Annotated in this window: 16 protein-coding genes; 8 read left to right on the top strand and 8 right to left on the bottom strand. The window is 71.6% G+C overall.

Annotation, left to right across the window (positions count from 1 at the left end; all coding sequences use genetic code 11):
- Nucleotides 1-36: 36 nt before the first annotated feature.
- Genes OIC96_RS42650 through lnt form a run of 3 tightly spaced genes read right to left on the bottom strand, consistent with a single transcriptional unit; the run spans nt 37 to nt 3,040 of the window.
- Nucleotides 37-837 (bottom strand): 3-hydroxybutyrate dehydrogenase, encoded by an 801-nt coding sequence (locus tag OIC96_RS42650; protein ID WP_330302687.1) that lies wholly within the window; start codon nt 835-837, stop codon nt 37-39.
- A 60-nt stretch (nt 838-897) separates the two neighbouring features.
- Nucleotides 898-1,371: an NUDIX hydrolase gene (locus tag OIC96_RS42645; protein WP_330302688.1), complete on the bottom strand. Its 474-nt coding sequence runs from the start codon at nt 1,369-1,371 to the stop codon at nt 898-900.
- A 55-nt stretch (nt 1,372-1,426) separates the two neighbouring features.
- Complete coding sequence (gene lnt / locus OIC96_RS42640) at nt 1,427-3,040, bottom strand: apolipoprotein N-acyltransferase (protein WP_330302689.1); 1,614 nt, start codon at nt 3,038-3,040, stop codon at nt 1,427-1,429.
- A gap of 239 nt (nt 3,041-3,279) precedes the next feature.
- Here lnt and OIC96_RS42635 point away from each other — a divergent pair, with 239 nt between their 5' ends.
- A complete protein-coding gene (locus OIC96_RS42635; RefSeq protein ID WP_330302690.1) occupies nt 3,280-4,338 on the top strand; it encodes an O-antigen ligase family protein in 1,059 nt (352 codons plus the stop codon).
- Nucleotides 4,339-4,368: 30 nt separating this feature from the next.
- On the opposite strand, the gene OIC96_RS42630 is transcribed toward OIC96_RS42635, so the two are convergent.
- Both OIC96_RS42630 and OIC96_RS42625 read right to left on the bottom strand, forming a co-directional pair.
- The gene (locus OIC96_RS42630; RefSeq protein ID WP_330302691.1) at nt 4,369-4,914 is read right to left on the bottom strand and encodes a hypothetical protein; all 546 of its coding nucleotides are present in this window, start codon (nt 4,912-4,914) and stop codon (nt 4,369-4,371) included.
- A 131-nt stretch (nt 4,915-5,045) separates the two neighbouring features.
- On the bottom strand, nt 5,046-5,831 hold the full coding sequence (locus tag OIC96_RS42625) for a glutamate racemase (protein WP_330302692.1): 786 nt from the start codon (nt 5,829-5,831) through the stop codon (nt 5,046-5,048).
- Nucleotides 5,832-5,888: 57 nt separating this feature from the next.
- Between OIC96_RS42625 and OIC96_RS42620 the strand changes: the two genes are divergently transcribed.
- Nucleotides 5,889-7,064: a glycosyltransferase gene (locus OIC96_RS42620; protein WP_330302693.1), complete on the top strand. Its 1,176-nt coding sequence runs from the start codon at nt 5,889-5,891 to the stop codon at nt 7,062-7,064.
- A 4-nt stretch (nt 7,065-7,068) separates the two neighbouring features.
- Here the strand turns inward: OIC96_RS42620 and OIC96_RS42615 are convergent, their stop codons facing one another.
- Entirely contained in the window at nt 7,069-8,412 is a 1,344-nt protein-coding gene (locus OIC96_RS42615; protein WP_330309990.1) for a TerD family protein, read from the bottom strand.
- A gap of 299 nt (nt 8,413-8,711) precedes the next feature.
- Here OIC96_RS42615 and OIC96_RS42610 point away from each other — a divergent pair, with 299 nt between their 5' ends.
- The 4 genes from OIC96_RS42610 (at nt 8,712) to OIC96_RS42595 (ending at nt 13,394) form a co-directional block, all read left to right on the top strand.
- The gene (locus tag OIC96_RS42610; RefSeq protein WP_330302694.1) at nt 8,712-9,140 is read left to right on the top strand and encodes a DUF6643 family protein; all 429 of its coding nucleotides are present in this window, start codon (nt 8,712-8,714) and stop codon (nt 9,138-9,140) included.
- Nucleotides 9,141-9,185: 45 nt separating this feature from the next.
- Nucleotides 9,186-10,010: an MOSC domain-containing protein gene (locus tag OIC96_RS42605; RefSeq protein WP_330302695.1), complete on the top strand. Its 825-nt coding sequence runs from the start codon at nt 9,186-9,188 to the stop codon at nt 10,008-10,010.
- Between the two features lie 187 nt (nt 10,011-10,197).
- Nucleotides 10,198-10,803 (top strand): Rv1733c family protein, encoded by a 606-nt coding sequence (locus OIC96_RS42600; RefSeq protein WP_330302696.1) that lies wholly within the window; start codon nt 10,198-10,200, stop codon nt 10,801-10,803.
- A 158-nt stretch (nt 10,804-10,961) separates the two neighbouring features.
- Nucleotides 10,962-13,394: a right-handed parallel beta-helix repeat-containing protein gene (locus tag OIC96_RS42595; protein WP_330302697.1), complete on the top strand. Its 2,433-nt coding sequence runs from the start codon at nt 10,962-10,964 to the stop codon at nt 13,392-13,394.
- Here the strand turns inward: OIC96_RS42595 and OIC96_RS42590 are convergent.
- Nucleotides 13,364-15,721, bottom strand: a complete 2,358-nt coding sequence (locus OIC96_RS42590) for a hypothetical protein (RefSeq protein WP_330302698.1) — start codon at nt 15,719-15,721, stop codon at nt 13,364-13,366. The two genes, OIC96_RS42595 and OIC96_RS42590, sit on opposite strands and share 31 nt — an antisense overlap.
- Nucleotides 15,722-16,000: 279 nt before the next feature.
- Between OIC96_RS42590 and OIC96_RS42585 the strand changes: the two genes are divergently transcribed.
- Nucleotides 16,001-16,831 (top strand): DeoR/GlpR family DNA-binding transcription regulator, encoded by an 831-nt coding sequence (locus tag OIC96_RS42585; protein ID WP_330302699.1) that lies wholly within the window; start codon nt 16,001-16,003, stop codon nt 16,829-16,831.
- A gap of 142 nt (nt 16,832-16,973) precedes the next feature.
- The gene (locus tag OIC96_RS42580) at nt 16,974-17,453 is read left to right on the top strand and encodes an SRPBCC family protein (RefSeq protein ID WP_330302700.1); all 480 of its coding nucleotides are present in this window, start codon (nt 16,974-16,976) and stop codon (nt 17,451-17,453) included.
- A gap of 122 nt (nt 17,454-17,575) precedes the next feature.
- Here the strand turns inward: OIC96_RS42580 and OIC96_RS42575 are convergent, their stop codons facing one another.
- Nucleotides 17,576-18,700: a PLP-dependent cysteine synthase family protein gene (locus tag OIC96_RS42575; RefSeq protein ID WP_330302701.1), complete on the bottom strand. Its 1,125-nt coding sequence runs from the start codon at nt 18,698-18,700 to the stop codon at nt 17,576-17,578.
- Nucleotides 18,701-18,806 lie beyond the last annotated feature (106 nt).

Here is an 18,806-nt window from a genome sequence, read left to right as displayed (position 1 = left end):
TGGACAACTCATGACGTGCTCCTGACCGGCTCCGGCTCAGTGCGCGGTCCAGCCGCCGTCCAGCGCCAGCGACGTACCGGTGATGAAGGCCGCCTGCGGACCGCACAGATAGGCCACCGCCTCCGCGACCTCCGCCGGCTCGATGAGCCGCTTGACCGCGCTGTCCTGCAGCAGCACCTCGGCCAGCACGCGCTCCGCCGGAATCCCGTGCGCCTGCGCCTGGTCGGCGAGCTGCTTCTCGACCAGTGGGGTGCGCACATAGGCGGGGTTCACACAGTTCGAGGTGACTCCATGGGGTGCGCCTTCCAGGGCGGCGGTTTTCGAGAGCCCCTCAAGACCGTGTTTTGCGGCCACATACGCCGATTTGAACGCCGAGGCGCGCAGCCCATGGACCGACGACACATTGACGATACGGCCCCAGCCCTGCCCGTACATATGGGGCAGCGCTCCGCGGATGAGCCGGAACGGTGCCTCCAGCATCACGGTCAGCACGGTGTGGAAGACGTCGGGCGGGAACTCCTCGATGGGGCGCACCAGTTGCAGCCCGGCGTTGTTCACGAGGACATCGGTGCCCGCGGCGGCCTGTTCCGCCGCGTCGAGGTCGGTGAGGTCGAGGACACGCGGCTCGACGGTGCCCGCGAGACCCTGGGCCGGTTCGGCCAGCGCGTCCAGGCCTGCGGCGTCCCGGTCGACCGCTCGCACCTTGGCTCCGGCGGCGGCGAGCCGTAGCGCGCACGCGCGGCCGATGCCGCCCGCGGCGCCGGTGACGAGGGCGGTTCGGCCGCCGAGGTCGAGGGCGGAGGCGTGGGGGCCCGAGAGGGCGCTGGGCGCGGTCATGTCTCGACCCTAGGCAGCGCTCTCGCCCCGGCCGATATGGCCACCACACACACTTCAGCCTCAGGTCATAGGGTCGAACCATGTAGGTACGTCGGTCAGTGCCTGCTTGATCCGGAAGCGTGCGTGCTCGTTCAGCTCCGGCAGGGCGTCCACGTCGAACCAGCCGACTTCCAGCGACTCGTCGTCGTTGACACGGGCTTCGCCGCCGACGGCCCGGCAACGGATCGTGATGTCCATGAACTGACAGATGTCGCCGTTCTCGTACGTGATCTGCTTCAGGGCCTGTACGAGGACGACGCGCTCGGGAACACACCGTACGGCCGTCTCCTCGTACACCTCGCGGACGGCGCAGGCCGCGGGCTGCTCCCCCGGGTCCGGCATTCCGGCGATGACCGCCCACTTGCCGGTGTCGGCCCTGCGCCCGAGGAGCACCCTGCCCTCGTCGTCGAAGACGAGGGCGGTGACGCCGGGCAGCCAGAGCAGCTGCTGCCCGGCGGTGGCACGGATCGTGCGGATGAAATCAGGAGTAGCCATGCACCGACCCTAATGGGCCGGTGCCATGAGCCAGTTGTGCTCCGGGACCCGGTCCTCAGACGCCGGTGCTCCGCCGTCCGCGGACCGCCGTCGCCACGCCCCAGCCGAGCCCGCCCGCCGCGACGAGCACCAGGAGCATCTCGGGGAGGATCCCGAGCTTCGTGGCCGGGGTCTCGGAGGAGCGCAGCGGCACCTTCTGGACCAGCGAGTCGGCCACGAACATCCCGGTCTTCTGGGTGATCTTCCCGTCCGGCATGATCACGGCGCTGACGCCGCTCGTCACCGGCACCGTGACGGTGCGGCTGTGCTCCACGGCGCGGACGCGGGACATGGCGAGCTGCTGGTAGGTCATCTCGCTGCGGTCGAAGGTCGCGTTGTTGCTGGGCACCGAGATCAGCTGGGCGCCGTCGGTGACCTCGGAGCGCACCGCCCAGTCGAAGGCGGCCTCGTAGCAGGTGACCAGGCCGACCTTGGTGCCGTCCATCGTGAACACGCCCGGCTTGGTGCCCCGGCTGAAGTCCTGACGGACCATGGTGGTCCAGTTCTTGTTGATCGCCCCGAGCAGCGACCGCATCGGGAGGTACTCGCCGAAGGGCTGGACCTGCCGCTTGTCGTACGTGTCGACGGCGCCCTTCTCCGGGTCCCACAGGATCTGCTCGTTGTAGAGCTTGCCGTCCCGCTCGACGACGCCGCCCACCGAGATGGGGGCGCCGATCGCCTTGGCCGCCCGGTCGATCACGGCGCGCGCGTCGGAGTTGGCGAACGGGTCGATGTCGGAGGAGTTCTCGGGCCACAGCACGAAGTCGGGCTGTGCGACTTTGCCGGCCTTGACCTTGGCGGCCAGCCGCTCGGTCTCGCGCGCGTGGTAGTCGAGGACCGCGCGCCGCTGGGCGTTGAACTCGAGCCCCGCACGCGGCACGTTGCCCTGGATGACCGCGACGGTCGCCGTCCCGTTCTCGGCCTTGTCGCTCACCAGCGTCCGTGCGGCGAGCGCACCCACGACAGGGACGGCGACGCTGAGCAGCGCCACCGCCGCTGCGCCTCGCTGGACGGCACGGGTGCGGCGGCCTTCGAGGACCAGGCGCACGATCTCGTAGAGACCGAAGCCGCTGAGCACGACCGCGAAGCCGAGCACCGGGGTGCCGCCCGCCGCGGCGAGCGGCAGGAACACTCCGTCGGCCTGCCCGAAGGCGATCTTTCCCCAGGGGAAGCCGCCGAACGGCGCACGCGCGCGTGCCGCCTCGCCCGCGATCCACACCGCGGCCGCCCACACTGGCCACGCGGGCAGCCGGGAGATGACCGTGATGCCCGCGCCGACGAGCGCGATGTACACCGCCTCGACCGCCGCAAGGGCCAGCCACGGACCGGGGCCGACCTCGACACCGGTCCACACGAGCAGCGGCAGCAGGAACCCGAGGCCGAACAGATAGCCGAGCCCGAGACCCGCCTTCCAGGTGCGGCCGCGGAGGGTCCAGGCGAAGACCGCGAAGGCCGGCAGGGCGAGCCACCACAGGGTCCGTGGGGGAAAACTGACGTACAGCAGCACTCCGGAGAGCGTCGCGGCGGCGGCCGGAACGAGGCGCCGCACCAGTCCGGCACCGCGCGAGGCGGGTGCGGCCTGGGGTTCGAGCTGTTCCGGCTCGTCTACGGTGGTTGCGGTGGCGGTCACTCGGGGAGTGTACGGCGCGTGACCTGGGCGCCGACAGCACGGTCTCGTCGGCCCCGGTGGGAAAGCGGCTGTCCGGCAGGACGCTCCGCACGCATCTGCAGCAACGTTCCTGCGCAACTTGTCCACAAACCGGCGCATCACCCGTTACGGTGTGCCCGAGCCTCTGACCTGCGGCCGGATGCGGCCACGGCGGCCGGGGCTCGGCATAGTCGGGGGGCGACGGGGTGGGGTCCACGGGGATGACGTCCGCGGCCGATTCAGCGGCCGCGGGCGAAAGACGCAATGCTTCGGACGCCACGGGCGTGATCGTGCTCGCGGCATGCGCCGTCTGGTCGTTGATCACAGCGGCCGCGCACGACGGCAGGCCCGAGGGCGTACTGCTGGCGGTGCTCGCGGTGGCTGCCGGTTACGCCTCGGGGCGGATCCTCGGGGCACTCCTGCCGGTCGCCGCCCCCTGCGCCGGGGCGCTCGCCGGACTCGGCCTCGCGATCGTCACTCCCGGCCCGCAGATCAGCTTGCCGCTCGGACACACGGGCGCCACGGCCGCGCTGCTGACGCTCTCCGCCGGAGCCGCGTGCTGCGCGGCCTGGGCGGCACGCACGCAGGCGCTGCGCCTGGCGTTGAGGCTGCTGGCCGCCGGGATCGCGGTGACCGCGGCGCTGCTGGGGTCGACCACCGGGTTCGTCACCTGTACCGGGGTCCTGCTCTGTTCGCTCGCCGCCGCCCGGATGCGCCGCCGCGCCCTGGGGCTCACGGGCCTCGCGCTCACCGCGGCGCTCGTGACGGGAGCGACCTGGGCGATCGCCGAGGACGCGCTGCCCGACGGTCTGACCGCCTCCCTGGAGGGGCAGCTCACCCAGCACCGGGTCCTGCTCTGGCACGACGCGCTCCGCCTGGCCCGCCAGGATCCGGCGCTGGGTGTGGGGCCCGGACGCTACGGAGAACTCAGCCCGACGGTCACGCAGTCGCTGCTGCCCGACGGCAAACCCCACTCCGCGCCTCTGCAGCAGGCGGCCGAGCAGGGCGTGATCGGCGTGGCACTGCTCGCCGCGGTGTTCTGCTGGGTCCTGTACGCGCTGTGGCGCACCCCGCGCCCCACACCGATCGCCCTGACGGCGGGCGCGGCCCTGACGGCACTGGCCGCCATCGCGTCGATCGGCAACGCTCTGAGCTTCACCACGGTGACGGCCGGCGCGGGCCTGCTCGCGGGGCTCGCCACGGCACGGCCGCTGGTCGACGAGGGGCAGCACCTCATGGAGGGCGCGGACCGTTCGCGGGGCGACCGTCTGGGGCCGTGAGGGCGTTACGCCACGGCGGCCCGGTCCAGGTCAGACCAGGGTGCCGGGGGTGGCCGGCCGCAGCCGGTCACGGATGATCCGTACCGCCGCCTCCGCGTTGTCCACCGTGATCGTGAACGTATGACCGTCGCCGAGCCGCAGCACCACGCCCTCGCCGCGCCGGACGATGACGGCGGTCCCCAGCTCGGGCCGCCAGCGGTAGCCCCAGCCGCCCCACTGGCGCGGGGTGACCTGGGGCGCGAAGTCGGCGCCGACGACCTGTGAGAGAGGGATGCGGCGGCGCGGCAGACCGATGTGGCCGCAGCGCACTTCCACGCAGTCCTTGTCGACCTTCACGGCCACGTGCACGAACGCGAGCGTGCCGAAGAGGATGAGCAGTCCGGCCGCGATGCACCCGACCACGGACATGACGAGCGGGGCCGTGCCCGACGTCCAGACGGAGTCGACGGCCAGCTCGATACCGAGCGCCAGGCAGGCGGCGCCGCCGAGCGCGGGCAGCCACTGGACGCGGTTGGTCGCGCGACCGGTCCAGATCTCCGGGTTCGGGGTGTCTTCGCCGTGGGGGTGGTCCCTCATGTCAATGAGGGTACTCAGGTTCCGCACCGCGGGCACCGTGTTGCTGAGCGTCACTACTCCGGGTGGAGGGTCGCCGTACGGAGGGCGTTCACGCGGTGGCCGACCATGGCCGTACGCAGAGTGACCGTCGGTCAGCGCGCCGGGCTGACCGCCGACAGGAGGCGGCCTTCCGCATACGCGAGCGCGGTCGCGGGCAGCACGCCCTCCTGGCCGCTGAGCATGACCGTGAGGCGGGATTCGGCGGGTGCCCCGGGTTCCGGGAGCTCACCGATCCTGCGCAGCGCCTGGGCGGCGACCGCTCCGGCCGTGCCATGAAGGATGAGGGGCGCGTGTCCGGGCTTCTGCACGGCCGCGCGGATGCGCTCGCCGACCAGTTCGTAGTTGGTGCAGCCCAGTACGACCGTCGTCACGTCGTCGGGGGTGAGTGCGGCGGCCGCGGCGATCGCGGCGTCGGTGGCCGCCTCGTCGGCGTGGTGCACGGCGTCCGCGAGCCCCGGGCAGGGCACTTCGGTGACCGCCACGCCATCGGCGAACTCACGGATGAGACCGCGCTGGTAAGGGCTCCCGGTGGTGGCGGGTGTCGCCCAGATCGCGACGGGCCCGCCTCCCGCGGCGGCCGGTTTGATCGCCGGGACCGTGCCGATGATCGGCAGATCCGGTTCGAACCGTGCACGCAGCTCGGGCAGGGAGTGGACGGAGGCCGTGTTGCAGGCGACGATCAGGACATCGGGACCGTGCGCGGCAGCGGCCTCGGCGACCGCCAGGGCGCGCCGTGTGATGTCCTGTGGCGTGCGCGGCCCCCAGGGCATCCCGTCCGGGTCCCAGGAGAGCACGAGATCCGCGTCGGGTCGCAGACGGCGTATCGCGGCCGCGGCGGGAAGCAGGCCGATTCCGGAGTCCATGAGCGCGATCTTCACCCGGTCACGATAGACGATGCGCTCCGACGAGTCGGTCCGGTGGGGCAGACTGCGCCCGTGAGCGCCATTGTGTGGATCGCCGCCGGATCACTCGCCGCCTGGTTGTGGCTGCTGCTCTGCCAGGGCTTCTTCTGGCGCACGGACATCAGGCTGCCGGCCCGCACGGACCCGGACGACTGGCCCTCCGTCTGCGTCGTCGTCCCCGCGCGCGACGAGGCCGCCGTGCTGCCCGCGAGCCTGCCGTCGCTCCTCGCCCAGGACTATCCCGGGCGGGCGGAGGTCTTCCTCGTCGACGACGGCAGCTCGGACGGCACCGGGGAACTCGCCCGTGAGCTCGCCCGCACGCGCGGGGGGCTGCCGCTCACCGTCGACTCGCCGGGAGAGCCGCCGGAGGGCTGGACGGGCAAGCTCTGGGCCGTGCGCCACGGCATCGGCCTGGCACGCGCGCGTGCACCCGAATTCCTGCTGCTCACGGACGCGGACATCGCCCATGCCCCGGACAGCCTGCGCGAGTTGGTCGCGGCAGCGCGTACCGGTGGCTTCGATGTCGTCTCGCAGATGGCCCGGCTGCGCGTGGAGAGCGTGTGGGAGCGGCTCGTCGTGCCCGCCTTCGTCTACTTCTTCGCACAGCTCTACCCGTTCCGCCGGATCGCGGTGAAGGGCTCGCGGACGGCGGCCGCTGCGGGCGGATGTGTCCTGCTGCGCGCGGATGCCGCCGAGCGGGCGCGGATTCCGGACGCGATCCGGCATGCCGTGATCGACGACGTGGCGCTCGCCCGGACGGTCAAGGGATCCGGCGGCCATGTCTGGCTGGGGCTCGCCGACCGGGTGGACAGCGTGCGGCCGTATCCGCGACTGCACGACCTGTGGCGGATGGTCTCGCGCAGCGCGTACGCCCAGCTGCGGCACAACCCGCTGCTGCTCGCCGGGACGGTCGCCGGTCTTGCGGTGGTCTACCTGGCGCCACCGGTGGCTCTCGCGGTGGGCCTCGCCGCGGGAAACGCGTGGGCGGCGACGGCCGGGGGGCTCGCGTGGCTGCTGATGACGGTCACCTATGTGCCGATGCTCCGCTACTACCGGCAGCCCCTGTGGCTCGCTCCGCTGCTGCCGGTCACCGCGTTCTTGTACCTCCTCATGACCGTCGATTCCGCGGTGCAGCACTACCGGGGGCGCGGCGCGGCCTGGAAGGGCCGCACCTACACGCGCCCCGGCACCGCGCTCGACGAGAGCTGATCGCTCACTTCCTGCCGGGGGTCCAGTTCATGCCCCACCCGTAGGCGTAGTCCACGGTGCGCTGCGGGCTCACGCCACGCTCGGGGACCAGGTAGCGGGCCTCGCGCTGGACGACCAGGTCGCCGCCGTTGTTGGTGATGAGGGCGAGGGCGCAGACGGTCGAGGGCACCGTGCACTCGTCGAGCGAGAAGTCGACCGGGGCGCCGCCCAGCGGTTGCAGGGTGACCGTGGCGTGCAGGTCGGCGAAGGAACGCGCTCCTTCGTAGATGGTCACGAAGATGAGGATGCGCCGAAAGCTCTGCTTGTGGTCGAGGTTGATGGACAGGTTCTCGCCACTGGCCACGGCGCCGGTGCGGTCGTCGCCGTCGAGATGGATGTACGGCGGCTGGTGCAGCGCCCCGAAGGCGTTGCCGAGTGCCTGGACGACTCCCTTGCGGCCGTCCGAGAGCTCGTACAGGGCACACAGGTCGAGGTCGAGGTCCGCGTGCATCGCGACGGCACGGCCCCGCTTGCTGCCCCATCCCGAGAACTGCTTGCGCACCTGCCAGTTGAGGTTCACGCGCATGGCACCGGACGTGCCGCCCTGCTTGGCGAGCGAGACCGAGGGGGCCTCCTTGGTGAGCGTGACCTTGGACAGGCGCACCGGAGCCGAAGGAGCCGTGGGCGGGGCGGTCGGCGGAGCCATCGGGGGCGGGGCCATCGTCACGGGCGGGGCGACCGGCAAAGGCGTCGTCCCCGGCGCAGGCATGGTCACCGGTGGAGCCACGGGCGGCGGACCCTGGACGCGGGTGCCGGGCGCGGGCGGCGCGGCGGCGGGTGCCGCGTGCTGCGGCTCGTCCACCGTGATCCCGTAGTCCGTGGCCAGTCCTTCGAGTCCGCTGCTGTAGCCCTGTCCGACCGCGCGGAACTTCCAGGCGCCCTGGCGCCGGTAGAGCTCGCCGAGCACGAAGGCGGTCTCAATGGTCGCGTCGGCGCTGTCGAAACGTGCGACCTCCGTGCCCCGCTGCGCGTCGAGCACCCGGATGTAGAGGCCCGGCACCCGTCCGAAGGTGCCGCCGTCGGCGGAGGCGGCCAGCACCACCGTCTCGATCGCGGGCTCGACGCGCGTGAGGTCGACGAGCAGTGCGTCGGTCACCTGGCCACCGGTGTCCCGTTTGCCCTCGTGCCGCACGGCGCCGGAGGAGTGCGACGGCTGGTTGTAGAAGACGAAGTCGCCGTCCGAACGGACCTTTCCGGAGACCAGCAACAACGCGGAGGCATCCGCGTCGGGTACTCCGGGTCCTGAACGCCATCCCAATTCCACGCGCAGCGCGGTCGTCGGGACAGGAACATTCGATCCCTTAGACATTGACATGTACGCCCCCATCACGTGTCTCCGCGCCGGGCCGCGCCTCGAGCAGTCCGCGGGCCCCCTCCGAGCCAAACCTAATCCCCCGACCCATCGAACTCCCATGACCCGCACAGGAAGATCCATGGTCAACCGCCGGTAACCCGCCAGGAACTCGGCCTTTACACGATCTGAACCCTCTTTGGCGTCCTTTTTTGCCGAGTTCGCTCGCATTGGGGATCCCGCGTCACTGCCGACACGGAAAACAACCCTCTTATCGGTCTCCCCAACCAGCACATCGTGGGCTTAACTTATGTGCCATGACCTCCCCCCGCTCCACCTATGGCGGCGGTTACTACTCCGCCTTCCAGGACACCCCGATCTACGACTCCCTCGTCGCCGAGCGGGGCACCCCCCAGATCGCTCCGATCCGGGTTCCCGCCGCCTACGACACGGGCAGCCATTTGCCCGCCCTTCCGTCGGCGCTTCCCGCTCTGCCGGCCGGCCCTTCCCATCAGGCCTCGTACGGCTACCCGCAGGCCCAGCAGCCCTCACCGCTCCAGCAGGCCCCCGCGCCGTACATCCCGCAGCAGGCGGGGGGACCGCGCGGTTACCCGGGCGGCCAGCCGCAGCAGCAGCGCCCGATGGCGGCCGGCACCGGCTACGAGGCGATGCGCCCCGCGGCTCCCCGTCCCGCTCCGGCTCCCTACCAGGATCCGTACAACGGCCAGCAGTACCGCGGCTACTGAGTCATTCGCACCGGATTGTCGGTGCCTGCTGGCACCATGGGTGTCATGGGGAACGCGGAGCTGCACTCGATCCATGTCCATCCGGTCAAGGCGTTCCGGGGCCAGTCACCCCGGGAAGCCGTCGTGGAGCCCTGGGGGCTGGCCGGGGACCGACGCTGGGTACTGATCGACGACGGGGGAAAGGTCGTCACGCAACGCCAGCAGCCACGTCTGGCACTCGCCGCCGCCGAGCTGCTGCCCGGCGGCGGCATACGGCTGTCCGCGGAGGGCCGCGAGCCGGTGAACGTCCCCGTGCCCGAGCCGGTCGGCACGACGACGCTGGACATCTTCGGCGACAAGGTGGAGGCCGTCCTCGCCGACGCCGCCGCGCATGCCTGGTGCAGCGACTATCTGGGCGCCGACGTGCGCCTCGTCCACATGGACGATCCGGCCACGCGCCGGCCTGTCGACCCTGATTTCGCACTCCCGGGCGAGACCGTCAGCTTCGCCGACGGCTATCCGCTGCTGGTCACCACACTCGCCTCGCTGAAGGCCCTCAACTCCTTGATCGCGCAGGGCGAGCACGCCCATGAGGGACCACTCCCGATGAGCCGTTTCCGGCCGAGCGTGGTCGTGTCCGGCACCACCGCCTGGGCCGAGGACGACTGGTCCCGGATCGCCATCGGCGAGGTCACCTTCCGGGTCGCCAGAATGTGCGGCCGATGCGTCGTGACCACCACCGACCAGGACTCCGCCGAGCGCGGCAAGGAACCCCTGCGCACCCTTGGACGCCACCGCCGCTTCGGCGGCCAGCTGGTCTTCGGGCAGAACCTGGTCCCCGAGTCCCCCGGCACGGTGCGCGTCGGCGATCCGGTCATCGTCCTCGAATAGCCCGTGCGATCCAGTTCCGCGAATGGGCGTTCACGGAGGGAACCCGGGCCGCGGGCACGATCGTTGAGACTTCGTGAGGAGTTCATGAGAGGCCCATGGGGAGGGTGATTTCGCTCTCTCTTACCCGGGCTCTCGCGTGAACGGCTCCGCTGCGGGTTATCACGGACGCGGAAGGGGGTGCGGGACGGTGCGAGCTATCAGCGGACTCTGGCGCTGGCGGCACAATCCGCTGCGCCGCACGACCGATCTGGCCGAGGCCTGGCTGGCCCTGGCGGCCGTCCTGCTCGTCCTCGTCGCCGCGCCCCTGCTCGGCGCCGTCGTCGGGGCCGCGGCCCAGGACGCCTTGCAGCGGTCCGTGCGGGAGCAGCGTCAGACCCGCCACGAGGTGGCGGCCACCGTCCTCAAGAAGCTGTCCCGCAGCCCTCTGGAGCCCGACCCCGAGACATCGTCGGTACGGGACGCCCACAGTCGCGTACTGGCCGACTGGACGGCACCGGACGGCACCGCGCGGCACGGCACGGTGACAGCCGCCCTCAAGTCCCCCCACCACGGGGACCACTTCACGATCTGGACCGACCTGCACGGCCGAATAGTGGGCCGCCCGCTGGACAGCGCCACCGCGACGACGCACGCCGTGCTGGCCGGGTTCGGCGCGGCCCTGATGTGCGCGGGACTCGTCGAGGGCGGCAGGCGGCTGATCCTCTGGCGCATGGTCCGTCGCCGGTATGCCCGTTGGGACCAGGCGTGGGACAGGGCGGGCCCCGACTGGGGCAGGACCGGCACCGGCAGCTGACAGCCTTTCCGCTCCGGTCAACCGGGCGTCCCCGCGCACGCTACGGTGGACCGGCCGAACTGTTCGGCACCGTCGTGAGAGGCTGTCCTTGATCCCGACGGGGTTTCAGTACGGCCTCGCAGGACCCGCGTACGACGAGGTGGGGGCACAACAGCGCCATGGCACAGGGCACGGTCCAGGTGACGCACACCGGCACCTCGCGGTGGCGGCGCCGCACGGGAGAGTACGCATCGCTGGCCGCCGCCCTGGAGGCCGCCGCAGACGGCGATGTACTCACCGTCGCTCCCGGCACCTACCGGGAAAACCTGGTGGTGCAGCGCGCGGTGACGCTGCGCGGCCCCGAGGGCTTCCCCGGCTCCGTGCGCATCGCGCCGGTGGACGGGGTGCCGCTGACCGTGCGCGCCTCCGCCGTGGTCCAGGACCTGCATGTGGAAGGCCAGGACTCGGCCGCGCCCGCGCTGCTCGTCGAGGAGGGCACGCCGGAGCTCCTGGACGTGCGGATCGTCACGCGGTCCGCGGCCGGGATCGAGGTACGCGGAGGGGCCCGTCCGACCGTGCGGCGTTGCACGGTCGACAATCCGGCCGGCATCGGCATCGCCGTACTGGACGGCGGCGGTGGGGTGTTCGAGGAGTGCGAGGTCGTCGCGGCCGGTCAGTCGGGCGTCGCGGTCCGCGGGGGCGCCCATCCGCGTCTGGAGCGCTGCCGGGTGCACCACGCCTCCGGCGCGGGCCTGTCGGTGACCGGTGAGAACTCGTCGCTGGAGGCCGTCGGCTGCGAGGTGTACGAGGTCAAGGGTTCCGGGGTGCAGATCACCGGGCGGGCCACGGCTCATCTCACCGACTGCGATGTGCACCGTACGACCGCGGACGGCGTCACGCTCGACACGGACGCGGTGCTGACGCTCGCCGACTGCCGTATCCACGACATCCCGGAGAACGCGGTCGATCTGCGCTCGCGCTCGGTCCTCACGCTGACCCGCACCAGCGTGCGGCAGTTCGGGCGCAACGGCCTGTCGGTCTGGGACCCGGGCACGCGCGTGGACGCCAACCAGTGCGAGATCTTCGACAGCACGGGCGACTACCCCGCGGTGTGGGTCAGCGACGGCGCGACCGCGGTCCTCGAGTCGTGCCGGGTGCACGACGTCCCGGACGCCCTGTTCGTGCTCGACCGGGGTTCGCGCGCGGACGTCGTCGACAGTGATCTCTCCCAAGTGCGGAACACGGCCGTCTCGGTGAGCGACGGCGCCACCGCACAGCTGGACGACTGCCGTATCCGGGACGCCGCGACGGGCGCCTGGTTCCGCGACCACGGCAGCGGCGGCACACTGTCCGGCTGCACCGTGGACGGCACACAGACCGGCGTGATCGTCACCAAGGGCGCCGATCCCACCATCGAGCGCTGCACGGTCACCTCACCGGCCGAGGCGGGCTTCTACGTGTCGGCGGGCGGCCGGGGCAGCTTCCTCAACTGCCGGGTGACGGACAGCGGGGGCTACGGCTTCCATGTGATCGACGGCTGCCGCGCGACGCTGAAGAAGTGCCGTACGGAGCGTTGTGCGCGCGGGGGTTACGAGTTCGCGGACGGCGCCGGGCAGGGCGCCGGCGGTGGCCCGGTCGTCGAGGACTGCACGAGCGACGAGAGCGCCGGCCCGCGGCCCCCGGCGCACGAGACGGCCGTACTGACGTCGAGCCCGTCACCGAGCCTGCTGGGCGCGATCCCGGGCCAGCGCACCACCGAGCAGGAGCCGCTCGTGGCCGTCGCGGAGCCCGCGCAGCCGGCGCGCACGTCGAAGGCCGTTCTCGGTGAACTCGACACGCTGGTGGGCCTGGAGAGCGTCAAGCGTGAGGTGCGGGCCCTCACCGACATGATCGAGGTGGGCCGCCGGCGGCAGCAGGCGGGCCTCAAGGCGGCCTCCGTACGGCGCCATCTGGTGTTCACGGGCTCCCCCGGCACCGGCAAGACGACGGTCGCCCGGCTGTACGGCGAGATCCTCGCCTCGCTCGGTGTGCTGGAGAAGGGGCATCTCGTCGAGGTGTCCCGGGTGGACCTGGTCGGCGAGCACATCGGCTCCACCGCGATCCGTACCCAGGAGGCGTTCGACCGGGCGCGCGGCGGCGTGCTGTTCGTCGACGAGGCGTACGCGCTGTCGCCGGAGGACTCGGGCCGTGACTTCGGGCGCGAGGCCATCGACACGCTGGTGAAGCTGATGGAGGACCACCGGGAGGCGGTGGTGGTGATCGTCGCGGGCTACACGGCCGAGATGGAGCGGTTCCTTTCGGTCAACCCCGGTGTGGCGTCGCGCTTCTCACGAACCATCACCTTCAGCGATTACCTCCCCGAGGAGTTGCTGCGGATCGTGGAGCAGCAGGCCGAGGAGCACGAGTACCGGCTGGCCCCGGGCGCGGCCGAGGCACTGCTGAAGTACTTCACGGCGATCCCGAAGGGACCCGCCTTCGGCAACGGCCGCACCGCTCGGCAGACCTTCGAGGCGATGGTCGAGCGGCACGCGGGGCGGGTCGCCCAGCTGGACGAGCCGAGCACGGACGACCTCACGCTGCTCTATTCGGAGGATCTGCCGGAGCTGCCCTGAGCGTCACCTCCGGGCCGTGGCCCGGGCAGATCCGGCCGCAGTCGCGCCAGCAGCCGTTCACGCTCCTCGGCGAAGGCCGGGTCCGCCTGGTAGTCGGAGTGGCCGAGGATCGGCGCGGGCAGCGGATGCCGCTCGGTGCGTCCGTAGGCGAGCGGGTCCTTGAGGGCCTCGCGGTCGACCTGGGGGCCGCAGTCGCCGGGCAGCCGGACGGGCCCGCCTATGGGGTCGGTCAGGCGGTACAGATTGCGCCAGCAGGCGACCTCGCGGTGCAGCGAGGTGAGAGCGGCCGGGCCGAAGTGGGCCGGGAACCAGCGCCCGTACAGTCGCTCCAGGGGGGAGCCGTAGGTGAGCAGGGCGACCCGTTTGCGTACGGACGGCTTCAGCTGCCAGGCCGCGGCGGCCGCCAGCACACTGCCCTGGGAATGCCCGGAGAGCACGAGCCGCCCGCCGGTGGCGCGGATCCAGGTCACCATGCGCCAGGTCAGATCGGGCACGGCGCGCTCGGCGTAGCACGGCGGTGCGAAGGGGTGGGCGGCGCGCGGCCAGAACGTGCCGACGTCCCAGAGGATGCCGATGGTGCGGCGGGCGGCGGGGTCCTTGTAGGCGCGGCGGCCCCAGGTGACGAACAGTATGAAGCCGAAGCCGATCAGCCAGGATCCCAGCGCCTGCGCGGTCTCGGCGGCGCCCTGGACGAAGGCGTACGCCCCCTGCGCGGCCGTGCCCGGAGGCTCCTCGGCCGTCAGGGCACCCGTCAGGGCTCCGGCGCCCAGGAGCAGCGTCACGAACGAGATGACGCCGACCATGCGGGGCGCCCGGTCGGTGAGGGCGGCCATCGCGCGCGTGCTCGCGATGCGGCGGGTGCGGGCGGTGTCCTTGGGCTCTCCCTTGTAGTCGAGCTCCACGGCGTCCACCTCCTGGCTCCGCATTTGCCAGGTCCGCCGGGCCAGCCATCCCATGAGGGCCAGCAGTACGACGAGCAGCGGAGGGATCACGGACGCCTGCCAGGTCAGCAGGACGGGCGGACCCGGGATCGAGTCCCGGGTGCCGTCCAGCCAGTCGGCGACACGCTGGGAGACCCCGCCGGACATCACGCCGCCCAGCGCACAGGCGAGCATCGCGACGGCGGGACCGGCGAGGCCGCGCATCGCGGTGCGCGTGTCGGGACGGGTGCGGTACAGGATGCGGGCGACCACGCCGAGTGCGATGACAAGCAGGCACTGGAGGAGGGCGATGGCGCCGAACGTCATGTCGCCGGGCAGTCGCCGCGCCGAGTGCCAGTCCGGCCGTGACCACCCGGCGTACACCAGGGTCAGGGCGAGCAGGGCGATCGAGCTCATGGGCAGCCAGCGCACCAGGGTCTGGTCCAGTTCCTGGTCGAGCCGGTTCTCGCTGCGGCCGCGGCGGCAGACCACCCACAGCACAATGGCCGCGCCCACGACAAGAGTTGCGTCCAGGAGCCGGCCCAGCGTGTCGAGTACGGCGGGGCCTCCGGAGGCACGGTCGTAGCGGGCGGCGGAGGTGCCGACGGCCGCCGCGATCGTCAGGAAGCCCGCGGCGGTGTGCGCGGCGCGCAGCCGGGCCACCAGACGGCGCCCGTACCAGAAACCGGGCCGGCCGAGACCGGTGCGTCCGGTCTCCTCGTCGGGCTCCGCCCTGCGGGACATCGGCTGCTGCGACTCGTACGCGCTCCAGGTGCGGTGGGACAGGTACCACAGGAGGCCGGTCAGGGCGGCGGGCACCAGGCAGGCCAGGGCGAGCCGGCGGCCCGGCTGACTCCACCAGCCGCCGGACCCGGCCGGTGAGAGGAATCCCAGCCAGGAGTGTTCCCGGGCGCACGCGCGCGTGCCCGCGCACTGCCAGGCGGTCAGGTCGAGGGCGACCTCGCAGGCGGCGGCGACCAGCAGCACCGTGAGGGTGAGTCCGGCGAGTCGCACGAGCAGGCCGTACAGGCGGATCGTCCGCTTGCGGCCCCGGGTGGTGGGGCGCATCCAGTGCGCGAGGTTGACGACCATGAAGGGCAGCAGCAACAGCCACAGGGCGCGGGCGCCGTTGCCCGAGGTGAGGTTGCACCACACATAGGCCTCGCGCACCGGCTCGCCGCGGTGGTCGTCGGGACGCTGTTCCGCGTCGGCGTCGTCGACGCGCCGGTAGACCGCCGCCGTCGCGTCGCCGGTGATCCGGACCGTCCGCGGATCGCCCAGCATCTCCTCGGGTGTGGTGCCGCCGACTCCGTGGACCAGGAGTTCAAGGGCGGTTTCGACCCCTTCGGGCCGCTGCGCGGGGCTGTCGAGCTCCCCGGTCGATCCATGTTCCCGTGCACGTTCCACTGTTCTGCACTTCCCCCGTGCCGCCTGTTGCGTGTGTCATGTGCAGGCACAAGGATCTCCACTCCGGGGGTCGCGCACACCGGTAGTCACGGAATCTCCCCGATACGTGTGAAAGTGACGGCACCGGAGGGACCCGGTGTCCGTGCGGGCAGTGGCGCGACTGTCGGTGACCCGTGCGAGGATGGGTCGTCCTCAGGACCTCGGACAAGGAGAATGTCCACGTGGGAGTGGGTTCGGACGGAGTGACGGGCAGTGGGCGGCGAAGGGACCGGAGCGGGCGTGAGTGAGAATCAGAACCTCCTCGCGGAGCAGCGCCGTGCCCTGATCCTCGACGAGGTGCGACGCCGCGGTGGCGTCCGTGTGAACGAACTGACCCGGAAGCTCGGCGTCTCCGACATGACGGTCCGCCGCGACCTCGACGCGCTCGCCCGTCAGGGCGTCGTGGAGAAGGTGCACGGCGGCGCGGTGCCGGTGGTCGAGGCGAGCACGCACGAGCCGGGCTTCGAGGCCAAGTCCGGTCTGGAGCTGACCGCCAAGGAGGACATCGCGCGCGCCGCCGCCGAGTTGGTCGCGCCGGGCTCGGCGATCGCGCTCTCCGGTGGCACGACGACGTACGCGCTGGCCCATCAGCTCCTTGATGTGCCGGACCTGACCGTGGTCACCAACTCGGTACGCGTGGCGGACGTGTTCCACTCGGCGCAGCGTTCCTCCGGTCAGCGGCAGGGCGCCGCCACGGTCGTCCTGACCGGTGGGGTGCGCACGCCGTCCGACTCCCTCGTCGGGCCCGTCGCCGATCAGGCCATCGCGGCGCTGCACTTCGATGTGCTCTTCCTCGGTGTCCACGGGATATCGGTCGAGGCGGGCCTGTCGACGCCGAACCTGGCGGAGGCCGAGACCAACCGGCGGCTGGTGCAGTCCGCGCGGCGTGTCGTCGTGGTCGCCGACCACACCAAGTGGGGCACGGTGGGCCTGAGTTCGTTCGCCGCGCTCGAACAGGTCGACACGCTGGTCACCGACGCCGGGCTGCCGGCCGAGGCACGCGCGGAGATCGCGGAACACCTGAGGCGTCTGGTGGTGGCCGGTGAGCCCGGAGACGGTACAGACATCTGACGGTCCGCCAGCTATGGTGACGCTGCCCTCCAGGGCGTCCCCGCGCCGCCCGTGACGCTGCTCGCGCCACCCACGGCAGGGGCGCGCCCTGGTCACCGCCCAATGCCGCCCGGGACTCCGTTCCCGCTAGGGGGTTCCGTCCATGGCACGCCGTCTGCGTCCGGTGGGACTCGACTTCATCGAGACCGCTCCACTGCGTCTGGTGTTCGCGCGGGAGGTGGCGGCTTCCCCGGAGGCGGTCTTCCACGCGCTCGCCGAGGACGTGTCCGGCTGGAGCGAGTGGTTCTCGGCCGTGACGCTGGCCCGGCCGACCCAGGACGGCGCCGGGCGCGAGGTCCGGCTCAGGGGCGGCACGCGTTTCGAGGAGGCGGTCCTCGCGGCCAGGGCTCCCGAGGTGTACGCGTACCGGGTGGACGTCACGAACGCGCCCGGGGCCCGCGCCCTGGCCGAGGAGTGGCGACTGACGCCGGCCGGGAAGGGCACGCGCGTCCAGTGGACCTTCGCCACCGACGGCGCAGTACCCTTCCGGCTGGCCCTGAGGCTCGGGCGGGCGGGCCTGGGCCGCGCCTTCCGCGACGCGGTGATGGCGCTGGACCGTCGGCTGGCCTCCACTCACGCCTGACGCAACAGCCGACGCGCGCTCGGATCACGTACGCCTGATGTCACAGGCGGCGCACGCCCGACTTCATGTACGCCTGATGTCACAGGTCGCGCACGCCCGACGTCACGAGCGCCCCGCCGAGGTCAGGCCGGCCAGACGCCCGTCTCCAGCAGGGAGGTGATCGCCGCCGTGTACGGCGCGATGTCCAGCCCTTGTTCGGCCAGCCACTGGTCCGAGTAGTACTTGTCGAGGTAGCGGTCCCCGGGGTCGCACAGCAGCGTCACCACGCTCCCCGAGCGCCCCTCGGCCACCATCTCGGCGACGATCTTCAGCGCGCTCCACAGGCCGGTGCCGGTCGAGCCGCCCGCCTTGCGGCCGATGGCCTGTTCCAGGGCTCGTACGGCGGCGACGCTCGCCGCGTCCGGCACCTTCATCATCCGGTCGATGGCGCCCGGTACGAAGCTCGGCTCCATGCGCGGCCGTCCGATGCCCTCGATGCGTGAGCCGCAGTCACAGGTGACGTCCGGATCGCCGGTGGTCCAGCCCTCGAAGAAACAGGAGTTCTCCGGGTCGGCGACGCAGATGCGGGTGTCGTACTGCATGTAGTGGACGTAGCGGGCGAGGGTCGCCGAGGTGCCGCCGGTACCGGCCGTGGCGACGATCCACGCCGGTTCCGGGAATCGCTCCAACTCCAGCTGGCGGAAAATGGATTCGGCGATGTTGTTGTTTCCGCGCCAGTCCGTGGCCCGTTCCGCGTAGGTGAACTGGTCCATGTAGTGGCCGCCCGTCTCGACCGCGAGCGCGGCGGACTCCTCGTACATCTTGCGCGAGTCGTCCACGAAGTGGCACTGCCCGCCGTGGAACTCGATCAGACGGCACTTCTCGGCGCTCGTCGTGCGCGGCATGACCGCGATGAAGGGCACGCCGATGAGCCCCGCGAAATAGGCCTCGGAGACCGCCGTCGAGCCGCTGGACGCCTCGATGACGGGACGGCCGGGCCGGATCCAGCCATTGCACAGCCCGTACAGGAAGAGGGAGCGGGCGAGGCGGTGCTTGAGGCTGCCGGTGGGGTGGGTCGACTCGTCCTTCAGGTACAGGTCGATGCCCCACTTCTCGGGCAGGGGGAAACGCAGCAGGTGCGTGTCGGCCGAACGGTTGGCGTCGGCCTGGACCTTGCGGACGGCTTCTTTGAGCCAGGCCCGGTACTCCGCGTCACTGTGGTCGACATCGAGGGTTTCGCCGGTCCGGGTCTGCTGGGGGCTGCTCACGGCGGGGCTCCTTACACATCGCGCCGACGCCGGTTCAGCTGGTCGGACGCCTCGATCATAAACACCTTGCGCACGCTTCTCACCTGCATAAACACACCTTTGAGCA

This window comes from Streptomyces sp. NBC_00775 (genome assembly GCF_036347135.1).
In the GTDB taxonomy this organism is placed as follows: Bacteria; Actinomycetota; Actinomycetes; order Streptomycetales; family Streptomycetaceae; genus Streptomyces; species Streptomyces lutosisoli.
Note: the sequence above shows the minus strand (reverse complement) of the source record. Positions and strands in the feature narration are given on the sequence as shown.